Annotated in this window: 17 protein-coding genes, 1 pseudogene and 1 other annotated feature; of the genes and pseudogenes, 8 read left to right on the top strand and 10 right to left on the bottom strand. The window is 31.3% G+C overall.

The features are described from left to right. Positions 1–70 precede the first annotated feature (70 nt). Positions 71–1825, bottom strand: coding sequence for a flavocytochrome c (locus KQI88_RS07315; RefSeq protein ID WP_216415771.1), 1755 nt, complete (start codon positions 1823–1825; stop codon positions 71–73). Positions 1826–2114: 289 nt separating this feature from the next. Between KQI88_RS07315 and KQI88_RS18665 the strand changes: the two genes are divergently transcribed. The 4 genes and pseudogenes from KQI88_RS18665 to KQI88_RS07295 all read left to right on the top strand — a co-directional run. Then, positions 2115–2510, top strand: a complete 396-nt coding sequence (locus tag KQI88_RS18665; RefSeq protein WP_216415940.1) for a transposase — start codon at positions 2115–2117, stop codon at positions 2508–2510. An 88-nt stretch (positions 2511–2598) separates the two neighbouring features. Continuing rightward, the gene (locus KQI88_RS07305; RefSeq protein WP_216415769.1) at positions 2599–3210 is read left to right on the top strand and encodes a sigma-70 family RNA polymerase sigma factor; all 612 of its coding nucleotides are present in this window, start codon (positions 2599–2601) and stop codon (positions 3208–3210) included. Beyond that, positions 3189–3989: a hypothetical protein gene (locus KQI88_RS07300; RefSeq protein WP_216415767.1), complete on the top strand. Its 801-nt coding sequence runs from the start codon at positions 3189–3191 to the stop codon at positions 3987–3989. The genes KQI88_RS07305 and KQI88_RS07300 overlap by 22 nt, the downstream gene beginning before the upstream one ends. A gap of 209 nt (positions 3990–4198) precedes the next feature. Continuing rightward, a pseudogene (locus KQI88_RS07295) lies at positions 4199–4774 on the top strand (transposase); the annotation flags it as partial. 134 nt (positions 4775–4908) lie between these two features. On the opposite strand, the gene KQI88_RS07290 reads toward KQI88_RS07295, so the two are convergent. Next, the gene (locus KQI88_RS07290) at positions 4909–6693 is read right to left on the bottom strand and encodes a flavocytochrome c (RefSeq protein WP_216415764.1); all 1785 of its coding nucleotides are present in this window, start codon (positions 6691–6693) and stop codon (positions 4909–4911) included. A gap of 183 nt (positions 6694–6876) precedes the next feature. Here KQI88_RS07290 and KQI88_RS07285 point away from each other — a divergent pair, with 183 nt between their 5' ends. The 3 genes from KQI88_RS07285 to KQI88_RS07275 all read left to right on the top strand — a co-directional run bounded on the left by KQI88_RS07285 (position 6877) and on the right by KQI88_RS07275 (position 10161). After that, positions 6877–8601: a sensor histidine kinase gene (locus KQI88_RS07285; protein ID WP_216415762.1), complete on the top strand. Its 1725-nt coding sequence runs from the start codon at positions 6877–6879 to the stop codon at positions 8599–8601. Next, on the top strand, positions 8589–9356 hold the full coding sequence (locus KQI88_RS07280; RefSeq protein ID WP_216415760.1) for a response regulator transcription factor: 768 nt from the start codon (positions 8589–8591) through the stop codon (positions 9354–9356). Before KQI88_RS07285 ends, KQI88_RS07280 begins: the two co-directional genes overlap by 13 nt. A 295-nt stretch (positions 9357–9651) precedes the next feature. Next, on the top strand, positions 9652–10161 hold the full coding sequence (locus KQI88_RS07275) for a flavin reductase (RefSeq protein ID WP_216415758.1): 510 nt from the start codon (positions 9652–9654) through the stop codon (positions 10159–10161). Positions 10162–10342: 181 nt separating this feature from the next. Here the strand turns inward: KQI88_RS07275 and KQI88_RS07270 are convergent, their stop codons facing one another. Further along, entirely contained in the window at positions 10343–12097 is a 1755-nt protein-coding gene (locus tag KQI88_RS07270) for a flavocytochrome c (protein ID WP_216415756.1), read from the bottom strand. Positions 12098–12184: 87 nt separating this feature from the next. Further along, positions 12185–14026: a sensor histidine kinase gene (locus tag KQI88_RS07265; protein WP_216415754.1), complete on the bottom strand. Its 1842-nt coding sequence runs from the start codon at positions 14024–14026 to the stop codon at positions 12185–12187. Positions 14027–14199: 173 nt separating this feature from the next. Between KQI88_RS07265 and KQI88_RS07260 the strand changes: the two genes are divergently transcribed. Further along, a complete protein-coding gene (locus tag KQI88_RS07260; protein WP_216415752.1) occupies positions 14200–14895 on the top strand; it encodes a response regulator transcription factor in 696 nt (231 codons plus the stop codon). A 195-nt stretch (positions 14896–15090) separates the two neighbouring features. Here KQI88_RS07260 and KQI88_RS07255 read toward each other — a convergent pair whose 3' ends face one another. From KQI88_RS07255 to KQI88_RS07230, 6 genes are all read right to left on the bottom strand, one after another. After that, a complete protein-coding gene (locus tag KQI88_RS07255) occupies positions 15091–15834 on the bottom strand; it encodes an ABC transporter permease (protein WP_216415750.1) in 744 nt (247 codons plus the stop codon). After that, positions 15821–16552, bottom strand: coding sequence for an ABC transporter ATP-binding protein (locus KQI88_RS07250; RefSeq protein ID WP_216415748.1), 732 nt, complete (start codon positions 16550–16552; stop codon positions 15821–15823). The genes KQI88_RS07255 and KQI88_RS07250 overlap by 14 nt, the downstream gene beginning before the upstream one ends. A gap of 64 nt (positions 16553–16616) precedes the next feature. Further along, complete coding sequence (locus KQI88_RS07245) at positions 16617–17378, bottom strand: MerR family transcriptional regulator (protein WP_216415746.1); 762 nt, start codon at positions 17376–17378, stop codon at positions 16617–16619. Between the two features lie 214 nt (positions 17379–17592). Beyond that, positions 17593–17852: a binding site (T-box leader), on the top strand. Positions 17853–18066: 214 nt separating this feature from the next. Beyond that, entirely contained in the window at positions 18067–18741 is a 675-nt protein-coding gene (locus KQI88_RS07240; protein WP_216415743.1) for an ABC transporter ATP-binding protein, read from the bottom strand. A 1-nt stretch (position 18742) separates the two neighbouring features. Beyond that, on the bottom strand, positions 18743–20032 hold the full coding sequence (locus KQI88_RS07235; RefSeq protein WP_216415741.1) for an ABC transporter permease family protein: 1290 nt from the start codon (positions 20030–20032) through the stop codon (positions 18743–18745). An 8-nt stretch (positions 20033–20040) separates the two neighbouring features. Next, positions 20041–20997 carry an ABC transporter permease gene (locus KQI88_RS07230; protein ID WP_216415740.1) on the bottom strand — a complete coding sequence of 319 codons (957 nt, stop codon included), beginning with the start codon at positions 20995–20997 and terminating at the stop codon, positions 20041–20043. Between the last annotated feature and the right edge of the window lie 36 nt (positions 20998–21033).

Here is a 21033-nt window from a genome sequence, read left to right as displayed (position 1 = left end):
GATTTAGCATATAAAAAAACAATGAATATGGGTAATCTATAGCCCCTATTCATTGTCTTTTTCTTTATTATTATTTATTTTTCACAGCAGTTGCAGCATTTTTTCCCGCAGTTCTTCCAAATACAGTTATATCCGTTATCGCATTTCCTCCAATTCGATTACCACCATGCACTCCGCCTGTAACCTCTCCAGCGGCATACAGGCCTTCAATAATATTTCCCGATTTATTAATAACTTCAGTATTATTGTTTATTTTTATTCCTCCCATAGTATGGTGTATAGCTGGCGCTACTTCGACTCCATAAAATGATGCTTTTGTAATCTCTAGAGGTAATGTTCTTCTATCAAACTCTGGGTCTTCCTTCTTTTTAACATACTCATTATAAGTGTTTACTGTTTCTTCGAGTCCATTAACATCTATTTTAAGCTTTTCAGCTAACTCTTTTATCGAACTAGCCTCTGTTAATAATCCAGCATCTTTATACTTTTTAATAGCACTAGTTTTATCTACTACTTGTTGGTCAAATACTAAAAATGCTGTTTTACCATCTTGAGATAATATAGCTTTAGATACTGTATCCCTAGTTTCAAGCTCATCTATAAATCTTTTACCCTCCCTGTTTACTAAAATAGCACCATCTCCTCTTACTCCTTCAGTTATCAGCTCATTTATTTTAGGAACTACTGTAGGGTGAGTTTGAATCTCTTTTATATCTACTAAATCTACATCTAATTTCTCTGTAATAACAAGGGCATCACCTGTTGCTCCCGGTTGGTTAGTTGTTCCAAATCCTTCTAGTTCAGGTTTGTATTTTGTTACTAGCTCTGCATTAGCACCAAATCCACCAGTTGCAATTATTACAGCCTTAGCATTTATATTGTAAGTATTTCCATCCTTATTATCTACTTTTACACCAGTTGCCTTATTATCTTCCGAAAGAATATCTACTGCCTTTGTATTTAATCTGACTTCAATGCCAAGGTTTTCTACTTGCTTAGTAAATACATCCATAAGATGTGGTCCTATAGCCATTCCTTCTGGACCTTTATGAGTTCTATCTGCACTTTGTCCACCAGTTGCTCCAATTTCAGATAGTTTCGCTCCTAAATCTTCAAGCCAATATATGGTTTCTGCTGATTCCCCAGTTAAAACCTTTACCAGCTCTGGATTGTTTTTTTCGTGCCCACCCTTCATTGTATCTTCAAAAAATAGCTCTGGGCTATCTTTTATACCCTTCTCTTCTTGATATTTTGTATATGCAGCGTTCATTCCAGCAGTTGCATAGTTTGTGTTTCCACCCATAAATCCATTTTTTTCTACAACTATTACTTTCACTCCTTGATTAGTTGCCTCTATAGCTGCTGAAAGCCCTGCACCACCTGCTCCAATAATAACTATATCAGTTGAAGCATCTTCTGCCTTCACAGGCTTTTTAGTTACTTCTTTTGCGGTTAAAGTAACATCTGCCTTTTTTACAGCATCTTTTACAGCATTAATTATTGCATGGCTAGTTAATGTAGCACCTGAAACAATATCAACTTTTGTAGAGTTTGTATCTACTATTTGCTTAGTTAAGTCGACAATAACTGACTTAGTATAGTTTGATTCTTTACTTTCTAAAACTTTAATATTTTTAATTTCAGAGTTTTCAAGAGTAACCTCTAGTTTAAGTGGCCCCCCCCTACCTCTACCTTCACCTACAAATGTACCATTCACAGGTTTCTGAGCTATTTCATCTTTGGCTTCTTTTGGCTGACAAGCTGCTATAGAAAACACTAATATTAGAGTTAGTATTACAGCTAGGGATTTTTTAATTTTTCTCATCTTTTTAATCCTCACTTTCAGTTTGATATTTTACTAGCCAAATCATTTTAATTAATAATTGTTATATATGTATTAAGTTTCCAAGCACAAACTCACTACTGTTAATATTCTCCACAATGCCAATATTATGCGAAGAAATTGACTAATAAGGTTAATATTTGTCCTTTTATCGATGATAATGCATCTACAGTTTATATTCTTATAGGTTGTTGAATAACTAAAATTACCACTAAAAAAGTCGTCCAATTTCTAGTATCATGTTAAGCGCACACAAAACAATTACCTAGAAATAGACTCAACTGCTTTACGTAGTTCTAGATTTGATTCACAAGCTAAAACGGGAAAGTCAACTCGTTTAGGCTGGTATAAAGGATATAAGCTACATTTAGTTACTTCTACTGATTTAGTGCCTTTAGCTTTAGAATTTAAAACAGCTAATGTATATGATAGTAATTGTGAACAACTAGTTAAAAGATTATATAGTTATGACATCTTCATCTTACTTAGAGATGCAGCTTATGATAGTATAAAATTATTTAAGATATATGATGAAATATCCATTAACTTGATAACTGATATAAACCTTCGTAAAGCTAAGTCATATAGTTCGATTAAAAATGAGTATAGGATAAATAATTTACTTTATCTACAATCTCTTATTGGAGAAAAAATCTATAAAAAGTGAACCTTTTATATAAATTGAACCAATACATTATGTAAGCAGCTTACAAAACAAATTTTCAATTTAAATGCTTAGAGAGGAGGAAAAAATATTGTCAGACCAGTCAAAAGAGAAAGACTACGAGCTTTATAAGCATATAAAAGAGATGAGAGATGGCTCAATCGAATCTTTTGACTTTATTTATAATGAAACCAGTAGTGATGCTTATAGGTTAATTTCAATGACTGTTTATAATCACATGGATAGAGAGGATATTATGAATGAAGTTTATGTTCAGTTGTGGAGTTCAATTAATAATTATAATTTAGATAAACCTTTTCGAGCATGGCTTCATGGAATAACTATTCGTCAAATTAGTAACTTTAAAAGAAAAAAATGGCGTGTTTTTCGGATTTTTGAAAAACAATGTTCAATGCTAAGCAGAGAGGATATGAGTTATGAGCCAAACATTATTCACTCCGAATTAGAAAGCGAAGCAATGGAATTAATTGGTAATTTATCAGATAAACTAAAAGTAGTAATAGTTTTAAGATACTGTTATGATTATTCATTGCAAGAGATTGCAGATATATTAGAAATACCTTTGGGAACTGTAAAGTCAAGACATCACTCAGCTTTGAAGCAGTTAAAAAGGCGGATAGATTTAATAAATAATGTGGATGGAGGTCGCAAAGATAAAGAATGGATATTGAAAGAAAATTAAAAGAACAATTGTCAAACTATGCTGATAGCATAGAGTGTCCTGAGCAAGCATATTTTAAAACACGAAATTTGTATATAAATAATGTTATTAGAAAAGGAGAGCAAAGATTTATGAAAAAGAAAAATAGATTTATGTTAAGTACCGCAACTTTAGCAATAGCAGTAGCAGTAATACTTCCTGTAGGAGCACTTGCAGCACCACATGTTATTGAAGCGTTTAAAACAGTAACTATTCAAGAGGAAAATGTTGATATGAAATTGTCAGAATATCTTCCAGATAGTTCTAACCTTACTTCTGTTCAACAAACAGCTTTAAACAAAGTTTATACAGCTTTCCCCGAATTAAAAGAATTTGATATTACACGTATTAATGCAGGTGAAGGAAGAGTAGATTATGAAACAATGAATTGGAGTTCAATTCAATTAGAAAAAGATGGTCTTAAATTTGTATTTGATATTGATAATGTAACAGGTGAATTTCATCATTTTGGCAGATATAACTGGGATGAAAACTATAATGAAATGAGTAAAGAAGATATTATTCTTCAAGCAAAAGCAATGATTGGAAGCTTTTATTCAGATATTGATTCGTATTCTTATGAGTTTAAAGATTTTTATGATAAAATTCCAAATGAAAAACTACAAGAAGCGGAAAAACATGAGATTAATATTGACACAAATAAAGAATATCTTGAATTTTCAAAAGAAGATAGTGATATTTACTTCACAGTTGATTACTCAGAAGATGGACAATTAGCAATTGGAGTTTTGAATAAATAATTATATACTACTTTAACCACTTAACTTTTGTTAAGTGGTTTTTATTTTCTTAAAAAGAGATACATTAAAATAAAAAATTGCAATATATTGTAATTTAATATTAGCGCTTTTTAAAAATAATTTAGGTTGTTGAATAACTAAAATTACTACTAAAAAAGTCGTCCAATTTCTAGTATCATGTTAAGCGCACACAAAACAATTACCTAGAAATAGACTCAACTGCTTTACGTAGTTCTAGATTTGATTCACAAGCTAAAACGGGAAAGTCAACTCGTTTAGGCTGGTATAAAGGATATAAGCTACATTTAGTTACTTCTACTGATTTAGTGCCTTTAGCTTTAGAATTTAAAACAGCTAATGTATATGATAGTAATTGTGAACAACTAGTTAAAAGATTATATAGTTATGACATCTTCATCTTACTTAGAGATGCAGCTTATGATAGTATAAAATTATTTAAGATATATGATGAAATATCCATTAACTTGATAACTGATATAAACCTTCGTAAAGCTAAGTCATATAGTTCGATTAAAAATGAGTATAGGATAAATAATTTACTTTATCTACAATCTCCTATTGGAGAAAAAATCTATAAAAAAAGACTTTCTATTGAACGATTATTTAGTATTTTAAAAATGCGTTATGAGTTATAAAATCCAAGATTATATGGTTTTAACAAATATAAGTCTCATGTAATGTGGACTATACTATTATATTTAATTGAAAAATTGCTAGATAAAGAACAAGGGATTAAGTGCAATAAGTTTCCTTGGAATAAATAAGAATTGATTTATGTTAGTGAAACTTATACTCAGAAAAATTTAATTATTCAACAACCTATCTTAATATAAAAAAGAATAAAGGAATGTTTTATAAAACATTCCTTTATTCTTTGAGTATTCTATTTATAGCTATATTATTTAGCTGCATTTTGTCCTGCAACTCTACCAAATACTATAATATCGGCAAGAGCATTGCTACCTAATCTATTTGTACCATGAATTCCTCCTGTAACCTCTCCTGCTGCATATAGACCTTCTATAACTTTACCATCTTTATTTATTACTTGAGCATTTGTATTTATTTTAATACCACCCATTGTGTGATGAACAGCTGGAGCTGCTTTTAAAATATAGAAAGGTGCAGTATCCACTGTAGATGGTAACATACGTTTATTAAACTCAGGATCTTTACCATCTTTAACATAGCTATTATATTTATTAACTGTTGCTTTTAATTCTTTTGCATCTATTTCAAAGAATGCTGCTGCTTCTTCTAAAGTATCTGCTTTAACAAGTAGATTGTTTTTGAAAAGGTAATCTAGTTCAGGACCATGATTCTCTTGTAGCTTACTAGCATCAAATCCATTTTGATCAAGTAATTCATAACAAACACTACCTGTTTGGGCTTTTATTCCCATTGACATAACATCACGTCTTCCAAGCTCCTCAACAAATCTTTTTCCTTCTTTATTTACAATCACTGTATGTCCATATAATCTTGCATCATCAAAATAAAGTAGAGTTCCTGTTAATGGGTCACATATAGGATATGTCTGAATATGTTCCATGCCAACTAAATCCGCACCAATATTTTCCGCCATAACGATACCATCTCCGGTACTACCAGTTGTGTTGGTGGAAAGTATAGCGTTATCAATATCTGGGTTATACTTTACTCTCATCTCTACGTTAGATCCAAATCCTCCTGAGGCTACTATTACTGCCTTATTAGTGTTAAAAGTATAATTTTTATCTTCACCTTCTGCCTCTACCCCTATAACTTTGCCATTTGTATCCGTAATTAAAACAGTTGCTTTAGTATTTAGAAGAATAGGTATATTCATTTCTTTAGCTTTTTTTAATTGTTTAGTTATTATTTCCTTACCACTTGCTCCTAGGGGAACTAAACTTCTTTTAGCTGTATGACCACCAAATTGCATTAACTCATCTTCCCATACAACTCCAACTTCATCTCTAAGCCATATAGCACCCTCTAGGGCATTTTCTGCAACAACTCTCACCAGTTCCGGATTGTTTATATTATCTCCACCCTTTAGAGTATCTTCAATATGTTGCTCTACACTATCCTTAATTCCTTCTTTCTCCTGTAACCAGTTGTTAGAAGCAGCATATTCTGCACCTGATATAAGTGTATTACCGCCAGCTAGGGGCATTTTTTCTAAAACAATAACATCTGCTCCAGCGGCTTTAGCCTCTATGGCAGCTGCAAGTCCTGCTCCACCAGCACCTATTACAACTATATCGTGGGTTTCTGTAACATCTTCTTTTGCTACATTTTTAGCTGCCCCTTCTACCTTCTTAAGCATATCTGGGGTTGCATTTGCTGCCGCTAAAGCTGAATTAATCGCTTCAAGAAAACCCTTAGAAGTTAAAGTACATCCAGATACAGTATCAACATCAACACTGTTTTTTGCAATAATATTTTCTGTTAAAGTATCCATTGCTGTGTCAAATCCTGATGTTTCGTTTTGACCTAAAACCTTAATATCTTTAATCATATCATCTTCAATTGTTACTTCAACAGATATTTCACCGCCTTTTCCATTGCCTACCCCTTTATAAGTACCATTTTTAATTACTGTAGCCTCATTACCAACTATTTCTTTACCTTCATTATTACAACCTACGACACTTATTGCCATAATAATAGCTAATAGAATAATTAAAAGCTTTTTCAATTTAATCCCTCCTATTTTATTGTTAATGCTTTAACGCTTTTGATATAAGTTTAACACCCTATGCTAAATTTGTATTTACACCAAATTTCTTGTTTTTGCACTTTAAGGTACAATATTTAAAAAAATAACTAAATGATATATAATAGAATTAATGAGGTAAATTCTTCTGAAAAGGTGAAAAAAATGTCATTGCGTTCAAAAATAACTACATCTTTTATTTTAATCATCGTTTTAACCTTATCACCTCTTTTGTTTATACTGCAAACAAGGGTCAAGAACTTAAGAATGAAAGAACTAGAACATCAGACTACTCAGCTCATTGATTCTAAAGCAAACGAAATAGGCTCTTGGCTAAATCAACGTATTAGCGAAATTAGAATTATACATGAAAATCCATCTACTAAAAATCTTGATTTCTATGAGTTAAAACCCTATGTGACACAGTTAAATAAGGTTCTAAGAAATCAATATGGAAATCCATATGAAACATTTGCAATAGGAGGTATAGATGGCCAGGGATGGATAAATGATGAAATGACTATTGACGTATCTAGCCGTGAATACTTTAGAAGAGCTATGGCTACAAAATCTGAATATGTTATAAGCAATCCTGTAGTTTCAAAATCCGACAGTAAACTAATTTTTATAATATGTTATCCTATAATAAATGAGAGTAACAAAAAGATAGGTTTTATAAATGGATCAATCAACTTAGAAAAATTTTCTAAAATAGCCGGTAATATAGACATCTACAATGGTTTCACTTGGATAATGAATAAAAATAAGGATATTTATTCAATAGATGCAGGAGAACTAAAGAAAAAGTATATTTCTTCAGATGGATTAAATATAATAATCAATAATTTTCAAGAAAATAAATCAGGTACAGCTTCACTAAAAAATCTATCTAACAATGACTCTACAGTGTTTTTTTCTTCGATTCCTTATACAGAAGACTGGATTTTATGTACTCTAGTTGAAAATAGCATGATTCATGCACAGACCAACAGTATTACAAATTTTGTAATTTTAATAGGAGTAATTTTGCTTATAGTAGCTATTTTTCTTGCTATTATTATTTCAAGCTCAATAGGAAAACCTTTACAAGTATTAAAACATAATATGATAGAGGTTTCTAAGGGTAATCTACGCTCCTATTATGAAATAGACAACAATGATGAGGTTTCTGTTATAGGCCAAGTTTTTAATCAAATGCTAAATGAAATAGAAAATCTAATTGAACAGGTGTTTCAAGTGCAATCTCAGAAAAGAAATGCTGAGCTTAGGGCACTACAGTCCCAAATAAATCCTCATTTCCTCTATAACACATTAGACACATTGCAGTGGAAGGCTTTAGAATACAATGCATTTGAGATTGCAGATATGATTAACTCTTTATCTCGCTTTTTTAGAATTTCATTAAGTTCTGGCAAGGAATTTATAACAATTTCCGATGAAATAGAACATGTACGAAATTATCTTGAAATCCAAAAGATAAGGTATAAGGATAAAATAAACTATAATATTAATGTGGATTTTTCAATAGAGGAAAATCTAGTTCCCAAATTACTTATTCAACCTTTAGTAGAAAACTCTATATATCATGGCTTAAAACTTAGAAAACAGCCAGGTATTATAGATATAAATGTGTTTGCAAAAGAAAATTGTATTTTTATAGAAGTGATAGATAATGGTTTAGGCATAGATAAAAAGCATCTTGTGGAAATTTCCAAAAACCTTCATGAGTCGATTGAATCAGATCACTATGGATTATACAACGTAAATGAACGTTTAAAGCTTGCTTTTGGTGAAAAATATAGCATAACTATAGAAAGCGAGCTACAGGTAGGCACTACAGTTTTGTTAAAAATACCTATGATAGGTGAGGGATTTGAATGTTTAGGGTAGTTATCGCAGATGATGAAGTAACAATACGCAATGGATTAAAAAGCTTAATAGAATCCTACCACCTTGATTTACACGTTGTGGCAACTGTAGAAGATGGTAAGGAAGCCATTGAAGTAATTGAAGAATACCGTCCAGAGATTATTTTAATGGATATTAATATGCCATTTATAAACGGACTTAAGGTAATAGAAAGAGCTCGAGAGTTAGATAAGGACTCTAAGATTATTATTATATCAGGATATGATCAATTCGAGTATGCTCAAAAAGCCTTAGAGCTGGGAGTGTTTAGTTATTTGTTAAAGCCTATTGATTATCGTTCTTTTAAAAACATCATAACAAAGGCTGTAGAGTCTTATTCTAATAGAATATGGGAAACAAGTATATTAAAAGATGGGGTAACTAACAGAGCTGGATCTGAAGATGTGGGAAATTTAGCAATTAATTATATAAAAGAAAACTTCTCAAAAAATTATTTATCTTTAAATTTAGTGGCTGAAAAGTATCATATTAGTGAATCTTATCTCACTAGAGTTATTAAGCAAAAAACAGGACTAACCTTTACTGATTATCTTAATAAGTTGAGAATTAGTATGGCTATTAACCTATTAATGGATAAGGGTAAGGTATACACCATTAATGAAATATCATATATGGTGGGATATAATAGTCAGCATTATTTTAGTAGGGCATTTAAAAATTATGTAGGACTCTCACCTAATCAGTATAGAAATGAGAAAACAAATGTTAATCTATAGGTTAATCCATATATCAAAAATTATGTAATATACTAAAATATGTATAATCTTTAAATACCTGTTTATCCTCTCTTATATACCTATGTAATCAACTACTACTAAAAGCCACCTGATAAAATCTTGAATATCCTGTCAAATGACTTAGGCTCTATATGAAGATTATCTTACTTTTATCGAAAACTATTCACATTAATGCATATCAGCTTATTATTGATAATAATTTTACATAAGAAAAGTAAGTATATATTTTTATAGAAAGATAAAAAATTAAATTGATTTGAAAGGAGATTATATTATGTCTAAATTCATCGAAGTAAAACCTGAAGAGTTTAACGAAAGTCCTTTTAAACTTATAGGTAAGGATTGGATGCTAATTACAGCTGAAAAGGCTGGAAAGGTAAATACCATGACTGCTTCCTGGGGCGGTTTTGGTGTAATGTGGGGAAAAAATGTTGCTTATATCGTTATACGTCCTCAGCGATATACAAAGGAGTTTGTAGATAACTCAGCAACCTTTTCATTAAGCTTTTTTGATGATAGCAGTAGAAAAATGCTAAGTTACCTTGGCACAACCTCTGGTAGAGATGAAGATAAAATCCAAAAATCAAACCTTACAGTTATTCATGAAGATAGTATTCCATATTTTGAAGAAGCAACTAAAGTTGTTTTATGCAAAAAGCTTTTCGCACAGGAGTATAAGCCTGAGTCCTTTATCGATCAAAAAATTAACGAAAAATGTTATCCCGATTCTGATCATCATACATTATACATAGCAGAGGTTACAAAAATTTTTATAAAAGAGTAAGAACATCTTAAGTAAATAATTTTTAAAAAAATAATTAAATAAAGAGTTTTCCTCACAAATCTTCTCTAGTTTATACTAAAAAAGTCTTGGCTAAATCTAAAAATATAAGAAAAGACAAGGAATATAGATAATTTTCATCTAATACTCCTTGTCCTTCTTAATATTTATTATTTATTGCGTGTTATTTACCTTTTACAGCTTCTGCAGCATTTTTTCCTGCTATTCTTCCAAATACAGTTATATCTGATACCGCATTACCACCAATTCTATTGCCACCATGTACTCCTCCTGTAACTTCTCCAGCAGCATATAGACCTTCTACCACATTTCCTGAGTTGTTAATTACCTCAGTGTTAGTGTTTATTCTAACTCCTCCCATAGTATGGTGAATAGCTGGAGCTATTTCTACTGCATAAAATGGTGTTTTTGTAAGCTCTACATTCATTAGCCTTCTTCCAAATTCCTTATCTTCCTTATTTCTATAATACTCATTATATGTGTTTACAGTTTTTTCAAGGGCTTCAGCATCTATTTTAAGTTTTTCACCTAGCTCTTTTAAGGAAGCAGCCTCTGTTAATAATCCAGCATCCTTATACTTTTGAATAGCACTCGCCTCTTCTACTACTTGTTGGTCAAAGAGTAAAAACGCAGTATTACCTTCTTGAGATAATATAGCTTTAGATACTACGTCCCTAGTTTCAAGTTCATTTATAAATCTTTTACTATCTCTATTTACTAAGATAGCACCGTCTCCTCTTACACCTTCAGTTATCATTTCATTTATTTTAGGAACTACTGTAGGGTGAGTTTGAATTTCTTTTATGTCTGTTAAAGCTACATCCAACTTTTCTACCATAGCAAGAGCATCTCCTGTTGCTCCTGGTTGGTTAGTTGTTCCAAAGCCTTCTAATTCTGGTTTATATTTTGTTACTAACTCTGGGTTAGCACCAAATCCGCCAGATGCAAGTATTACTGCCTTAGCATTTATATTGTAAGCATTTCCATCTTTATTTTCTACTTTTATACCTGTTGCCTTATTGCCTTCTGCAAGAATTTCTACTGCCTTTGTATTTAATCTAACATCAATGTTAAGTTTTTCTATCTGGTCAGCAAATACATCCATAAGGTGAGTTCCTATAGGCATACCTTCTGGACCTTTATGAATCCTGTCTACACTTTGTCCACCCGATCTTCCAATTTCAGATAATTTTGCTCCTAATTCTTCAAGCCAATATATGGTTTCTGCTGATTTTTCAGTTAAAACCTTTAACAGTGCTGGATCATTTTTATCGTGTCCACCCTTCATTGTATCTTTAAAATACAACTCTGGGCTATCCTGTATACCTTTAGTTTCTTGATACTTTGTACCAGCTGCATTCATTCCACCAGTTGCATAGTTTGTGTTTCCACCCATAAAAGCATTTTTTTCTACAACTACTACTTTGGCACCTTGATTAGTTGCCTCTATAGCTGCTGAAAGCCCTGCACCACCTGCTCCAATAATAACTATATCAGTTGAAATATCCTCTGCTTTTTCAGCTTCTTTGGTTACATCTTTAGCAGTTAAAGTAACTCCTGCTTTTTTTATAGCGTCCTTTACAGCATTTATTATAGCGTGGCTAGTTAATGTAGCACCTGAAACAATATCGACATCTGTAGAGTTTGTATCAATAATTTGTTTAGTTAGATCTGCAATAACTGGTTTAGTATAATCTGACTCTTTATTTTCTACAACCTTAATACCTTTAATTTCAGAGTTTTCAAAAGTAACCTCTAGTTTAACTGGGCCACCTTTACCCCTTCCCTCACCTACAACTACACTGTTTATAGGTTCTTTACCTGTTTTATCATTAGTGTCTTTTGACTGACAAGCAGCTAGCGAAAATACTAATATTAAAGTTAGTATTACAGCTAGTGATTTTTTAATTTTGTTCATATTTATCCTCCCTTATTTTAAGTTTGATATTTAACTAACTTTAAGATAAAGTATAATATACAAATCTTAAGCAATTCTTAGTAATTCTTAAAATTCATTAAGATCTTCCCTATAATTTTCTTCAACAGAAGGTAAATATATATCAACACTTGTTCCTACATCTACTTGACTTTTTACAAAAATTCTACCCTTATGATTTTCTACAATATTGCGTACGACTGGTAGCCCTAATCCTGTACCCTTCCCTGTTTCCTTTGTAGTAAAATAGTAATCAAATATTTGTTCTAATGTTTCCTCATTCATGCCAGCACCATTATCTTTAACCTGAATTTTTACATAATTTCCATTCGGTAAATTAAGTTTTTCCCACTCTTCATGGCTAATATATATATCTTCAGTATTAACCTCTAATACTCCATCTTCACTTCTCATAGAATGATATGAATTTGTGTATAAATTAAGCAAAACTTGTTGTAATTGTGTTGAGTTTCCAAAAATCAGTTGATTGCTATTAATATTCTCTACAATTTTAATGCTATTTGGTAAAATTGATTTAATAAGCTTTATACTTTCCTTTACAACATAATTTGCTTCTAAATATTTAAACTTAGGAACTACAGTCTCCTCTCTACTAAATGCTAAAATTTGTCCTATTAGCTCCTTGGCCCTTAAAGCACTTTTGTTTATTTCCAATATATCTTCATACATAGTGTTATTATCATCAATACTTTGTAGTAGAATTTCCGAATAGCCTAGCATAGGAGACAGTAGATTATTAAATTCGTGAGCTACTCCACTAGTTAATGTACCAATGATTTCACGTTTTTGAGAATGTCTTAATCTTGCTTCACTTTTAATTAATTCTTCCCATGCTTTATTTAATTCTTTTAAATATTTAGCTTCAATTTCCAGTGCTTTTCTTTTTTTATCCATTTTGAAAATTATATAAAGCCCACTAATTAAAATAACTACAATAATTAAGGATATTAAGGATATATTGATTAGTGTTCCTTTAATAGGTGCCTCTATTTCTTTATAGTCCATTTGGACAGATATAATCCAAGAAATCTCGCCTTTTCTAAATCTCGTATACGCATTTATTTTTTTCGTAAGTTCTTCCTCTGCATCTTGCCACCATTTAGAATGATAAGCAAAATAACCTTCCCCTTCTTCCACCTGCCTACGGGTTAATTCCTCAAGTTCTGTCCAATCATCTTGTGGGAACATTTTCTTTCTCACTTTTATAGCTTCTATACCTATTTGATCTGTTACTGGGTGCATTATAATAAAACCACCCATATTTTTTACCATTGCATAACCTCTTTTTCCAGGCTTTATCGGGTGAATCAAACTGTTATACATTTTATTTAAGTTAATAGTATTAACCAAAACCCCTATAACTTCATTATTGTTTATAACTGGCTTCAATATATCAATTGAGTATTGATTAGAGCTAGATAAATACTCTTTACTTATAAATATCTTCTTACTATTCAAAACTCTACTTATGTTAGAATCTGCTATAACTTTCACTTTAGTTGAATTCGTAACTGGATATTGGTAAATCAACTTTCCTTTATTATTAAATAATAATACCCTTTCCATTTCATCTTTATATTTTTCAAAAAAAGTTTCTAAAACTTCTTCATGGCGATAATAGACTTCTCCTCCTTCATCCATCTTCAATGCTTTTATAATAATTGGTTCTTTAGCTAATACAGATAAACTATTGGTTTTATAATTAATGAATACATCAAGACTTCTAGAAATAGACTTTGCTATTGTGAGTAAATGTTCCTGTTGTTGCTTAATAACTGTATTCTTATGATGAGTAAAATTATTATATCCTACTATAATTATCATAGTTAATAACATAATAAATACAAGTATTATTGATAGTATTTTCCTGAAGGAACCATCAATTCTCATAGTAATCCTCCTATTGAAATGTCGAATTATTGAAGTTATAGACGAATTTTGTTATATTTATATTATAGCAGATTAATATAGCTAATTGATTTTTTTAATATCTTCTATTCTGATTTCTAATCTGTTAAATGTATCCATTATTATCTTGTAAAGCAATCCTGAGGAGGATTTTTATGGCAAATGAAAAGGTTCTTATTGTAGACGATGAAGAATATATACGAAAACTAATTAGGAAAAGCTTACTACTTGAAAATTACTCAATCGAAGAAGCATCATGTGCTGAAGAAGCACTTATTCATTTAAAAAACAATGTATTTGATTTAATTATTTTAGATGTTATGTTAGGAGACCAAGATGGATTTGAGTTAATCGGAAAAATTAAAAGTTTAGGAGTTAAAACACCGATTATATTTGTAAGCGGAAGAAGCGAAGATTATGATAAAATTTTAGGATTAGGTCTTGGTGCAGTTAATTATATAACAAAACCCTTTAGTCCTGCTATTTTATGTGCCCATGTAAAAGCACAAATAAGAAGCTATCAACAATATATTGAAGATAAAAGAATCTCATCAAGCTTCATTGTTGAAGGCCCATTTAAATTTGATTTAAAAACCTATAAATTCTATAAAAATGAAAAATTAATAGATTTATCCTATAAGGAAAATCTATTAATTAAATTCTTTATGGAAAGCCCTCAACAGGTTTTTACTAAAGAACAGCTTTATGAAAATATTTGGAGCGATACTATTATAGATGATAATGCAATTATGGTATATATACATCAGCTGAGAAGAAAAATTGAGGAGGATCCTAAATATCCAAAACATATTATAACAGTTTGGGGAATAGGTTATAAATTTGTTCCATAATATATTCCTACTAATTAAAAAATACGGTCTATCATTAGCAATTCTTCCATAAGGAAAAACGGCGGCTTTGATAGTTCAAAACCGCTATTTCACTATGTTTTCCTATTTTCCTGCAAAAAATCATCTGCCAGATGATAGTTTTTTTATTTACCGCTAGGCAGTTCATATAATTTCGCAATAAAAGGATAAGATAAACTACTCCCATCTAAAAAGTCGAATGGAAGCGCTTATGCAAACTACTGCAAGTGCAATCATCACGATAACCGAGGCCATAACGCTATCAATTGGCAAGCCAAGCGAAGCGGCTTTAAGAAGTTTTATTCCCTGTGTCAATGGTAGAAAATCAGCCACTTTTTGAAGTGTTGTTGGCATAATTTCGTAAGGCAACGTAGCGCCCGAGAAAATGAGCATTGGAAAATATAATATACTTGTTATGATACCCGCTGTTTTTACATTCGGTGCGACTCCTCCCACCATCATGCCAATGCTGAACATAGATAGCATCACCAAGAAATAGGCACATAAAAATTGGAGCCACGAACCATCTAACTGATAGCCAAAGAAAATTGTTGCTGTAGCATAAACAAGAATAAGTGAAACAATAGAATAGAGGGCATATATCGCAACTTGTACCGCCAAAATCATGGCGGGGCTTATAGGTGTTACCTTAAATCGTTTCAAAATTTTTTTGTTTCTGTAGTCAGATATAACCAATGGAAGCCCCATTACACCACCAGCACATACAGCGATAGTTGCTACTGCTCCAAAGGATTGCTCTAAAAAAGTGTATTTTGCACCGTCAAAGGCTGGTTTGCTTCCGTAGATGATACCGAGAATGAACATCACTACAATAGGCATACAAATTGCAAAAATGAACATATCCATTCCACGTATAGATAGTTTCAATTCGTTTTTTAACATTGTTCTAAATGCTTTCATTTCTATTTTCCTCCTCTGTGAACCAAAGATAAGCATCCTCAAATTTTTCACAGGAGCTGGATGCAATTGCTTCCTGTACGGTTCCATTGAATATCATTTGCCCTTTTTTGAGAATGCAAATCCTATCACACAAGGCTTCGACTTCATCCATAAAATGAGAAGTCAAAAGGATTGTCATCCCTTTGCTTTTCAGTTCAGAAAGGCATTTCCATACATCTCGTCTTGCTTTTGCATCAAGCCCTGTTGTCAGTTCATCCAAAAACACGACTTCGGGATTAGGGATTAAAGCAAGGATGATAAACAGTCGTTGTTTTTGACCACCGGAAAGTTCACTCACTGGACTTTTGTGTTTTTCCATAAGTCCAAATTGCTTTAGTAAGTTCTCATAATTTGATGGAGCTTTGTAAAGAGACTGTATAACTTGACACAGCTCGTCCACCGTTATCTTGTCTTGGTAATTTGCTTCTTGAAATTGCACACCGACCTTCTCAAATAACTTTTTGCGGTCTGCTTGTGGATTCATCCCTAGAATCGATACAGTTCCACTGTCTTGCTTTTTGGTGCCTAAAATACACTCAATGGTAGTAGTTTTCCCTGCACCATTAGCACCTAACAAGCCGAACACTTCACCACGAGCAACTGCAATATCTACATCTTCAATTGCTTGAATACCAGTGTATGACTTGCATAATTTTTCTACTTTAATTGTTGTTTCCATGCTTTGAAATCCTCCTATTCTTTTAACTTGTATAAAAAGAATAACACCAGATAAAAGTCTGGTGTTATAGTGGAGGGTTTGAATTAAATTGTTTTTTCATCTTTTCAATATGCAATTGCATCTCTTGAGCATTTTGCTCGGCGTATAGCAGAGACGTTAGCAACTTATCACATACAGAAATAATATTATCATCTTCTTTCGGAGTGTCTATGGCTTTTCGTATATCTGCTTGCGGATTATGAGATAAAGCACCTAACATCCGAAGAATAGCCGAAAGAGAGTAATTTGCGCAGCGTAAGGAACGAATAATTTTCAAACATCTAATATCAGCACCAGTATATACCCGATAGCCATTTTCTTTTCTCTTGACAGTCAATAGCCCATTCATTTCCCAATTTCTCAATGTATCCATTGAAATTTGCAGGTAATCAGCAGTTTCTTTTCGTTTAAAACATACTTTTAGATCTTCTTCCTTATTACCAGTCAGTAATTGCTTTGCAATTACTATAGCTTCCTCCGCATTACTTCGCTCTTTTTGAATATGAAGCAAATAATCCTTGGTAAGACAAATGGCTTTATCAAAGTCTCCGATCGCCGATGTTTTAATAATATCAATGGCTTTTTTCCGCAAACCATTTTGCAGTACTTCCACTTGCAAAGCAGTTCTTGCGAGTTTGAATTGTTCAATATGAAAATCGGTAAATACCCGATAGCTATTTGCCTGCCGCTTGGCTTTGGGTATCAGCCCAAGTTTTTCATAAAGTCGAACTGTATTTGGGTGTATGCCGATTATATGCGCAACTTCTGATGTTTTATAAACATTCAAGAATAAATCACCTCCATTTTGCTAAACATCATATCATCAATTAAAAGTCTGGTGTTATAGTGGAGGGTTTAATTATAACCAATAGGAAGAACAAGAGCAAGTATCCACCACAGTACCAAATATTACAATATGAATACCAGTGCAATTATTAATTTATTATGTTGACATTAGCTGTTAACTATATTAAAATGTTATATTATTAAAACAATAAAACTTAAATTCAATGCGTAGGAGTAGTAGTTAAACAGGGATGGTTTTAGCGAGTCGGAGTTGGTGGAAGTCCGATACCAGATTGTTAATGAATGGACCTACAAGAAGTTTGGGGAAATGAACTTGATTCAAAGTATCTAATGCCGGGGGTTTCCCGTTACAGAAACAGGGTATCGAGCTATATGCTCCGTATCTGTAGAGTGAGATTATTTAATTAATAATCTAATAAAGGTAGTACCGCGAAATATGTCTTTCGTCCTTTTTATAAGGATGAAGGGCTTTTTTTATTTTATTACAGCATTACTATTAGCCATCGGGGTTATTTTGCATCAAATAACCCCTGGAATATAATGTAATGTTTTTTAATAAAAATATTAAAAAACATAAGAAAAGACAAGGAATATACATGCTTTTTACGTAATACTCCTTGCCTTCGTTAATATTTATTATTTGTCATATAGTATATGTTCCTACTACTTTAATAAATAACAGAATATAGTTTTTTATTTTTCAATTCATACACCTGCTTACAATAGCTCGAAACCGAATTATCATGTGTTACAATGGCTAATGTCATTCCTTTTTCATTTAGATTTTTGAAAATTTCCATGATACTTTCTTCAGTCTTATCATCTAGCGACCCAGTCGGTTCATCCGCAAGAAGTATCGCTGGTTCTTTTATTATTGCACGTGCAATGGCTACCCTTTGACGCTCGCCTCCTGATAAAGTAGTTATATCCCTCTTTATGATATGCTCTATTTCTAAATCATGCGATACTTTTTCAACCTTTTCCTTTATTTGAATTTTATTAAATTCAAGATACTGCAGGGGCAATGCAATATTATCATAAACGTTTCTATCATCTAATAAATGAAAATTTTGTGTTATATAACCAACATTTTTTCTACGATAATTTGCTTGATCCTCTTCAGATAATTGAGATAGATTCATTCCCTTAAACAAAATTTCACCTGCATCAGATGTTATTAGTCCTGCTAGAATATGTAGTAATGTTGATTTCCCACAACCGCTTTTCCCCTTAATAGCAATTGAGTCGCCTTCATATATTTTAATATCCAAATCCTCCAAAATACTTTGATACTTCATTCCATTTCTAAAAGATTTTTTTATCCCTCTTAACTCTAGTATCATGTTATAAATTTTCTCCTTTATCTTCATTATGAAAATCAAATGGCTTTGTTAATAACTTATAAGCAGGAAATAGCGTAGATATAATTATCATAGTAATGCAAGTCAATAATAAGTATAAATAAACTCTTAAATTGCCTATTATTAGTATTTGACTAAAAATTATACAACTTGTTATGTATCCAGCAAATAGGCTAGTACCAATTTCAGCCCATAACATTTTTACTAATTTAAATTTTGTTGCACCATTAATAAAGTGTATCGCAAAAAATGATAATCTTCTTTTTTGTTGCAACAGTAAAATTATATTTATAATAATAAAATACAAAACTGATGAAAAAATAAATATAGATTGTACCAATACCTTATTCTCAATTAATACTGTCATTAAACCTCTATACTGGTGAAAATGCGGATTCATTCCTATGTAAGAGTAACTTATGGAAGCCTTATTCGCTATTGCATCTATTTTGGGGAATAAGCTTTGAGTTGCTATTGGATTATCATCTGTAACAACATATCCATTAATCCTAGCGAAGTAGTTGATTTGTTGAAACTTCTCGTCGACTCCTGTTAACGGATCATTATATTCTATATAAGGTAGTAGAATATAATTGTCCAAATAAAATTCAGGTTGATTTTCAAAATAAACCTTACTATTCTCCTCTAAAAAGCCTATAACTTTAACAGGTATCGACTTAAAATAATATATGATATTAATTTCGTCCCCTACTTCGTAGAACTCTCTGTAAGAAGATCCTAATAAAACTGGCATTACCTCAGATGAATATTTAAAATGTTCTTCATCCAATAGGATTCCTTCAGTTACATTTAAATCAAAAAAATCTATTACTTGCTTATTAAGCTGAAATGATTTTATAGTTATAAACTCCTCATTTTCTAATTCTCTCTGGTATGCCTGTTTACCTTGCTCATAGTTATAAATAAATCTAGGATGTATATCTTCATCTTTTAATAAAATATGGTGATTAAACATTGCAAGATATTGAAAATCCTCTGCCGTATTAAGTTCAGTATAATATTTTTTCAGCCTAATTAAATAGTCTGGCTGGCTAGTAAACTCTGCGTACTTACTTCCTTCGTAATAATTATCAAGCAGTTGGTAAATCGCCTTTCCTTCATAAATGTTCTGTAAACTTTTGCTTTCGTAGTTTAATTGATCCATAAAAATTATAAAAGTTCCAATCATTAAAAAAAATAATGTTGTCTGGACATAAAAAAAGAAGGCTAGTAATTTATATTTTTTTAAATAAAATCTTAATTCACTTATCATCTCTTAAATTAACGCCTCCTTAAAATCGCATTATCTCGCCACATATTCATCCATAAGGTAACCATTGCTACAAAACTAACTACAAAAATTGTTATGAGTTGATTTATTAAGATTGCATAATTAAAATTGTAAATAAAAAATACAATCATGGATATAAATGCTGAAATAATTATATTACATGCTACTTTAGCGAATATTTGCCTCTTAATTTTACATTTTGATATACCTAAGAGATATAAGGTGACAATGGTTTTATTTATTTTTTCATACCAATATCTTAAGAAAACCACGATACTTATTATACAAAGTATATAGAATTCAAAAATTATTAAAGTGTATACAAATGGTACATTCGCTGTTCTATGTAGTCCTTTTTGAGAGCTTTCTAATAAAATTAATGTTTCTGAATTTCTAATTTGTTTTGTAGCATTATTTAATATAGACTTTTTGTCACTATCTAGTACTATTTTCATCCCAGATTCTAAAGGAGTATAATTAGGTCTGTACAATAATACGATATAATCTGCCGGAGTAGGGAATGATTCTCCTATAATTCCACTTACTTCGAAATCTTCTCCTAGCAATGATATATATTGTTTTCCATTATATTCATTAATAAATTCTGTCATTTCCTTTCCAACAACAGCTTTATTTACTTTTTCTGTTTCAGTAAAAAAATTACCAGATACCATTGGTGGTTTCCAATTTCCCTCATTTTTTAACATCAACCTGTATGTATCGTTATATTCTAAAAAAAGTCTGTAAGAATCTATCGGTAGTAATTTGTCTAGCTCACTATAATCCTCTTTACTCGTAAATGATATATGATTTTTTGTATAAAGATTATTAGCTAATATATAAAATTTGTTTTGCTCTTCTACATATGTTAGAAAAAGATAACTTAATAAATAAATCAATGTAAAAATAATAATGAACGCCATATCATTCTTTTTAGTCGTTATCATTTAGATTTTCCTCTTTTCAGAGTAAATAAAGGTTAC

Origin of the sequence: Alkaliphilus flagellatus (assembly GCF_018919215.1) — a bacterium.
In the GTDB taxonomy this organism is placed as follows: Bacteria; Bacillota; Clostridia; order Peptostreptococcales; family Natronincolaceae; genus Alkaliphilus_B; species Alkaliphilus_B flagellatus.
Note: the sequence above shows the minus strand (reverse complement) of the source record. Positions and strands in the feature narration are given on the sequence as shown.

Excerpts from the sequence above, each read along its gene's own strand:
- KQI88_RS07315 (WP_216415771.1), bottom strand. The coding sequence starts at position 1,825 with ATGAGAAAAATTAAAAAATCCCTAGCTGTAATACTAACTCTAATATTA.
- KQI88_RS07300 (WP_216415767.1), top strand. The coding sequence starts at position 3,189 with ATGGATATTGAAAGAAAATTAAAAGAACAATTGTCAAACTATGCTGAT.
- KQI88_RS07285 (WP_216415762.1), top strand. The coding sequence starts at position 6,877 with ATGTCATTGCGTTCAAAAATAACTACATCTTTTATTTTAATCATCGTT.
- KQI88_RS07280 (WP_216415760.1), top strand. The coding sequence starts at position 8,589 with ATGTTTAGGGTAGTTATCGCAGATGATGAAGTAACAATACGCAATGGA.
- KQI88_RS07275 (WP_216415758.1), top strand. The coding sequence starts at position 9,652 with ATGTCTAAATTCATCGAAGTAAAACCTGAAGAGTTTAACGAAAGTCCT.
- KQI88_RS07270 (WP_216415756.1), bottom strand. The coding sequence starts at position 12,097 with ATGAACAAAATTAAAAAATCACTAGCTGTAATACTAACTTTAATATTA.
- KQI88_RS07265 (WP_216415754.1), bottom strand. The coding sequence starts at position 14,026 with ATGAGAATTGATGGTTCCTTCAGGAAAATACTATCAATAATACTTGTA.
- KQI88_RS07260 (WP_216415752.1), top strand. The coding sequence starts at position 14,200 with ATGGCAAATGAAAAGGTTCTTATTGTAGACGATGAAGAATATATACGA.
- KQI88_RS07255 (WP_216415750.1), bottom strand. The coding sequence starts at position 15,834 with ATGAAAGCATTTAGAACAATGTTAAAAAACGAATTGAAACTATCTATA.
- KQI88_RS07250 (WP_216415748.1), bottom strand. The coding sequence starts at position 16,552 with ATGGAAACAACAATTAAAGTAGAAAAATTATGCAAGTCATACACTGGT.
- KQI88_RS07240 (WP_216415743.1), bottom strand. The coding sequence starts at position 18,741 with ATGATACTAGAGTTAAGAGGGATAAAAAAATCTTTTAGAAATGGAATG.
- KQI88_RS07235 (WP_216415741.1), bottom strand. The coding sequence starts at position 20,032 with ATGATAAGTGAATTAAGATTTTATTTAAAAAAATATAAATTACTAGCC.
- KQI88_RS07230 (WP_216415740.1), bottom strand. The coding sequence starts at position 20,997 with ATGATAACGACTAAAAAGAATGATATGGCGTTCATTATTATTTTTACA.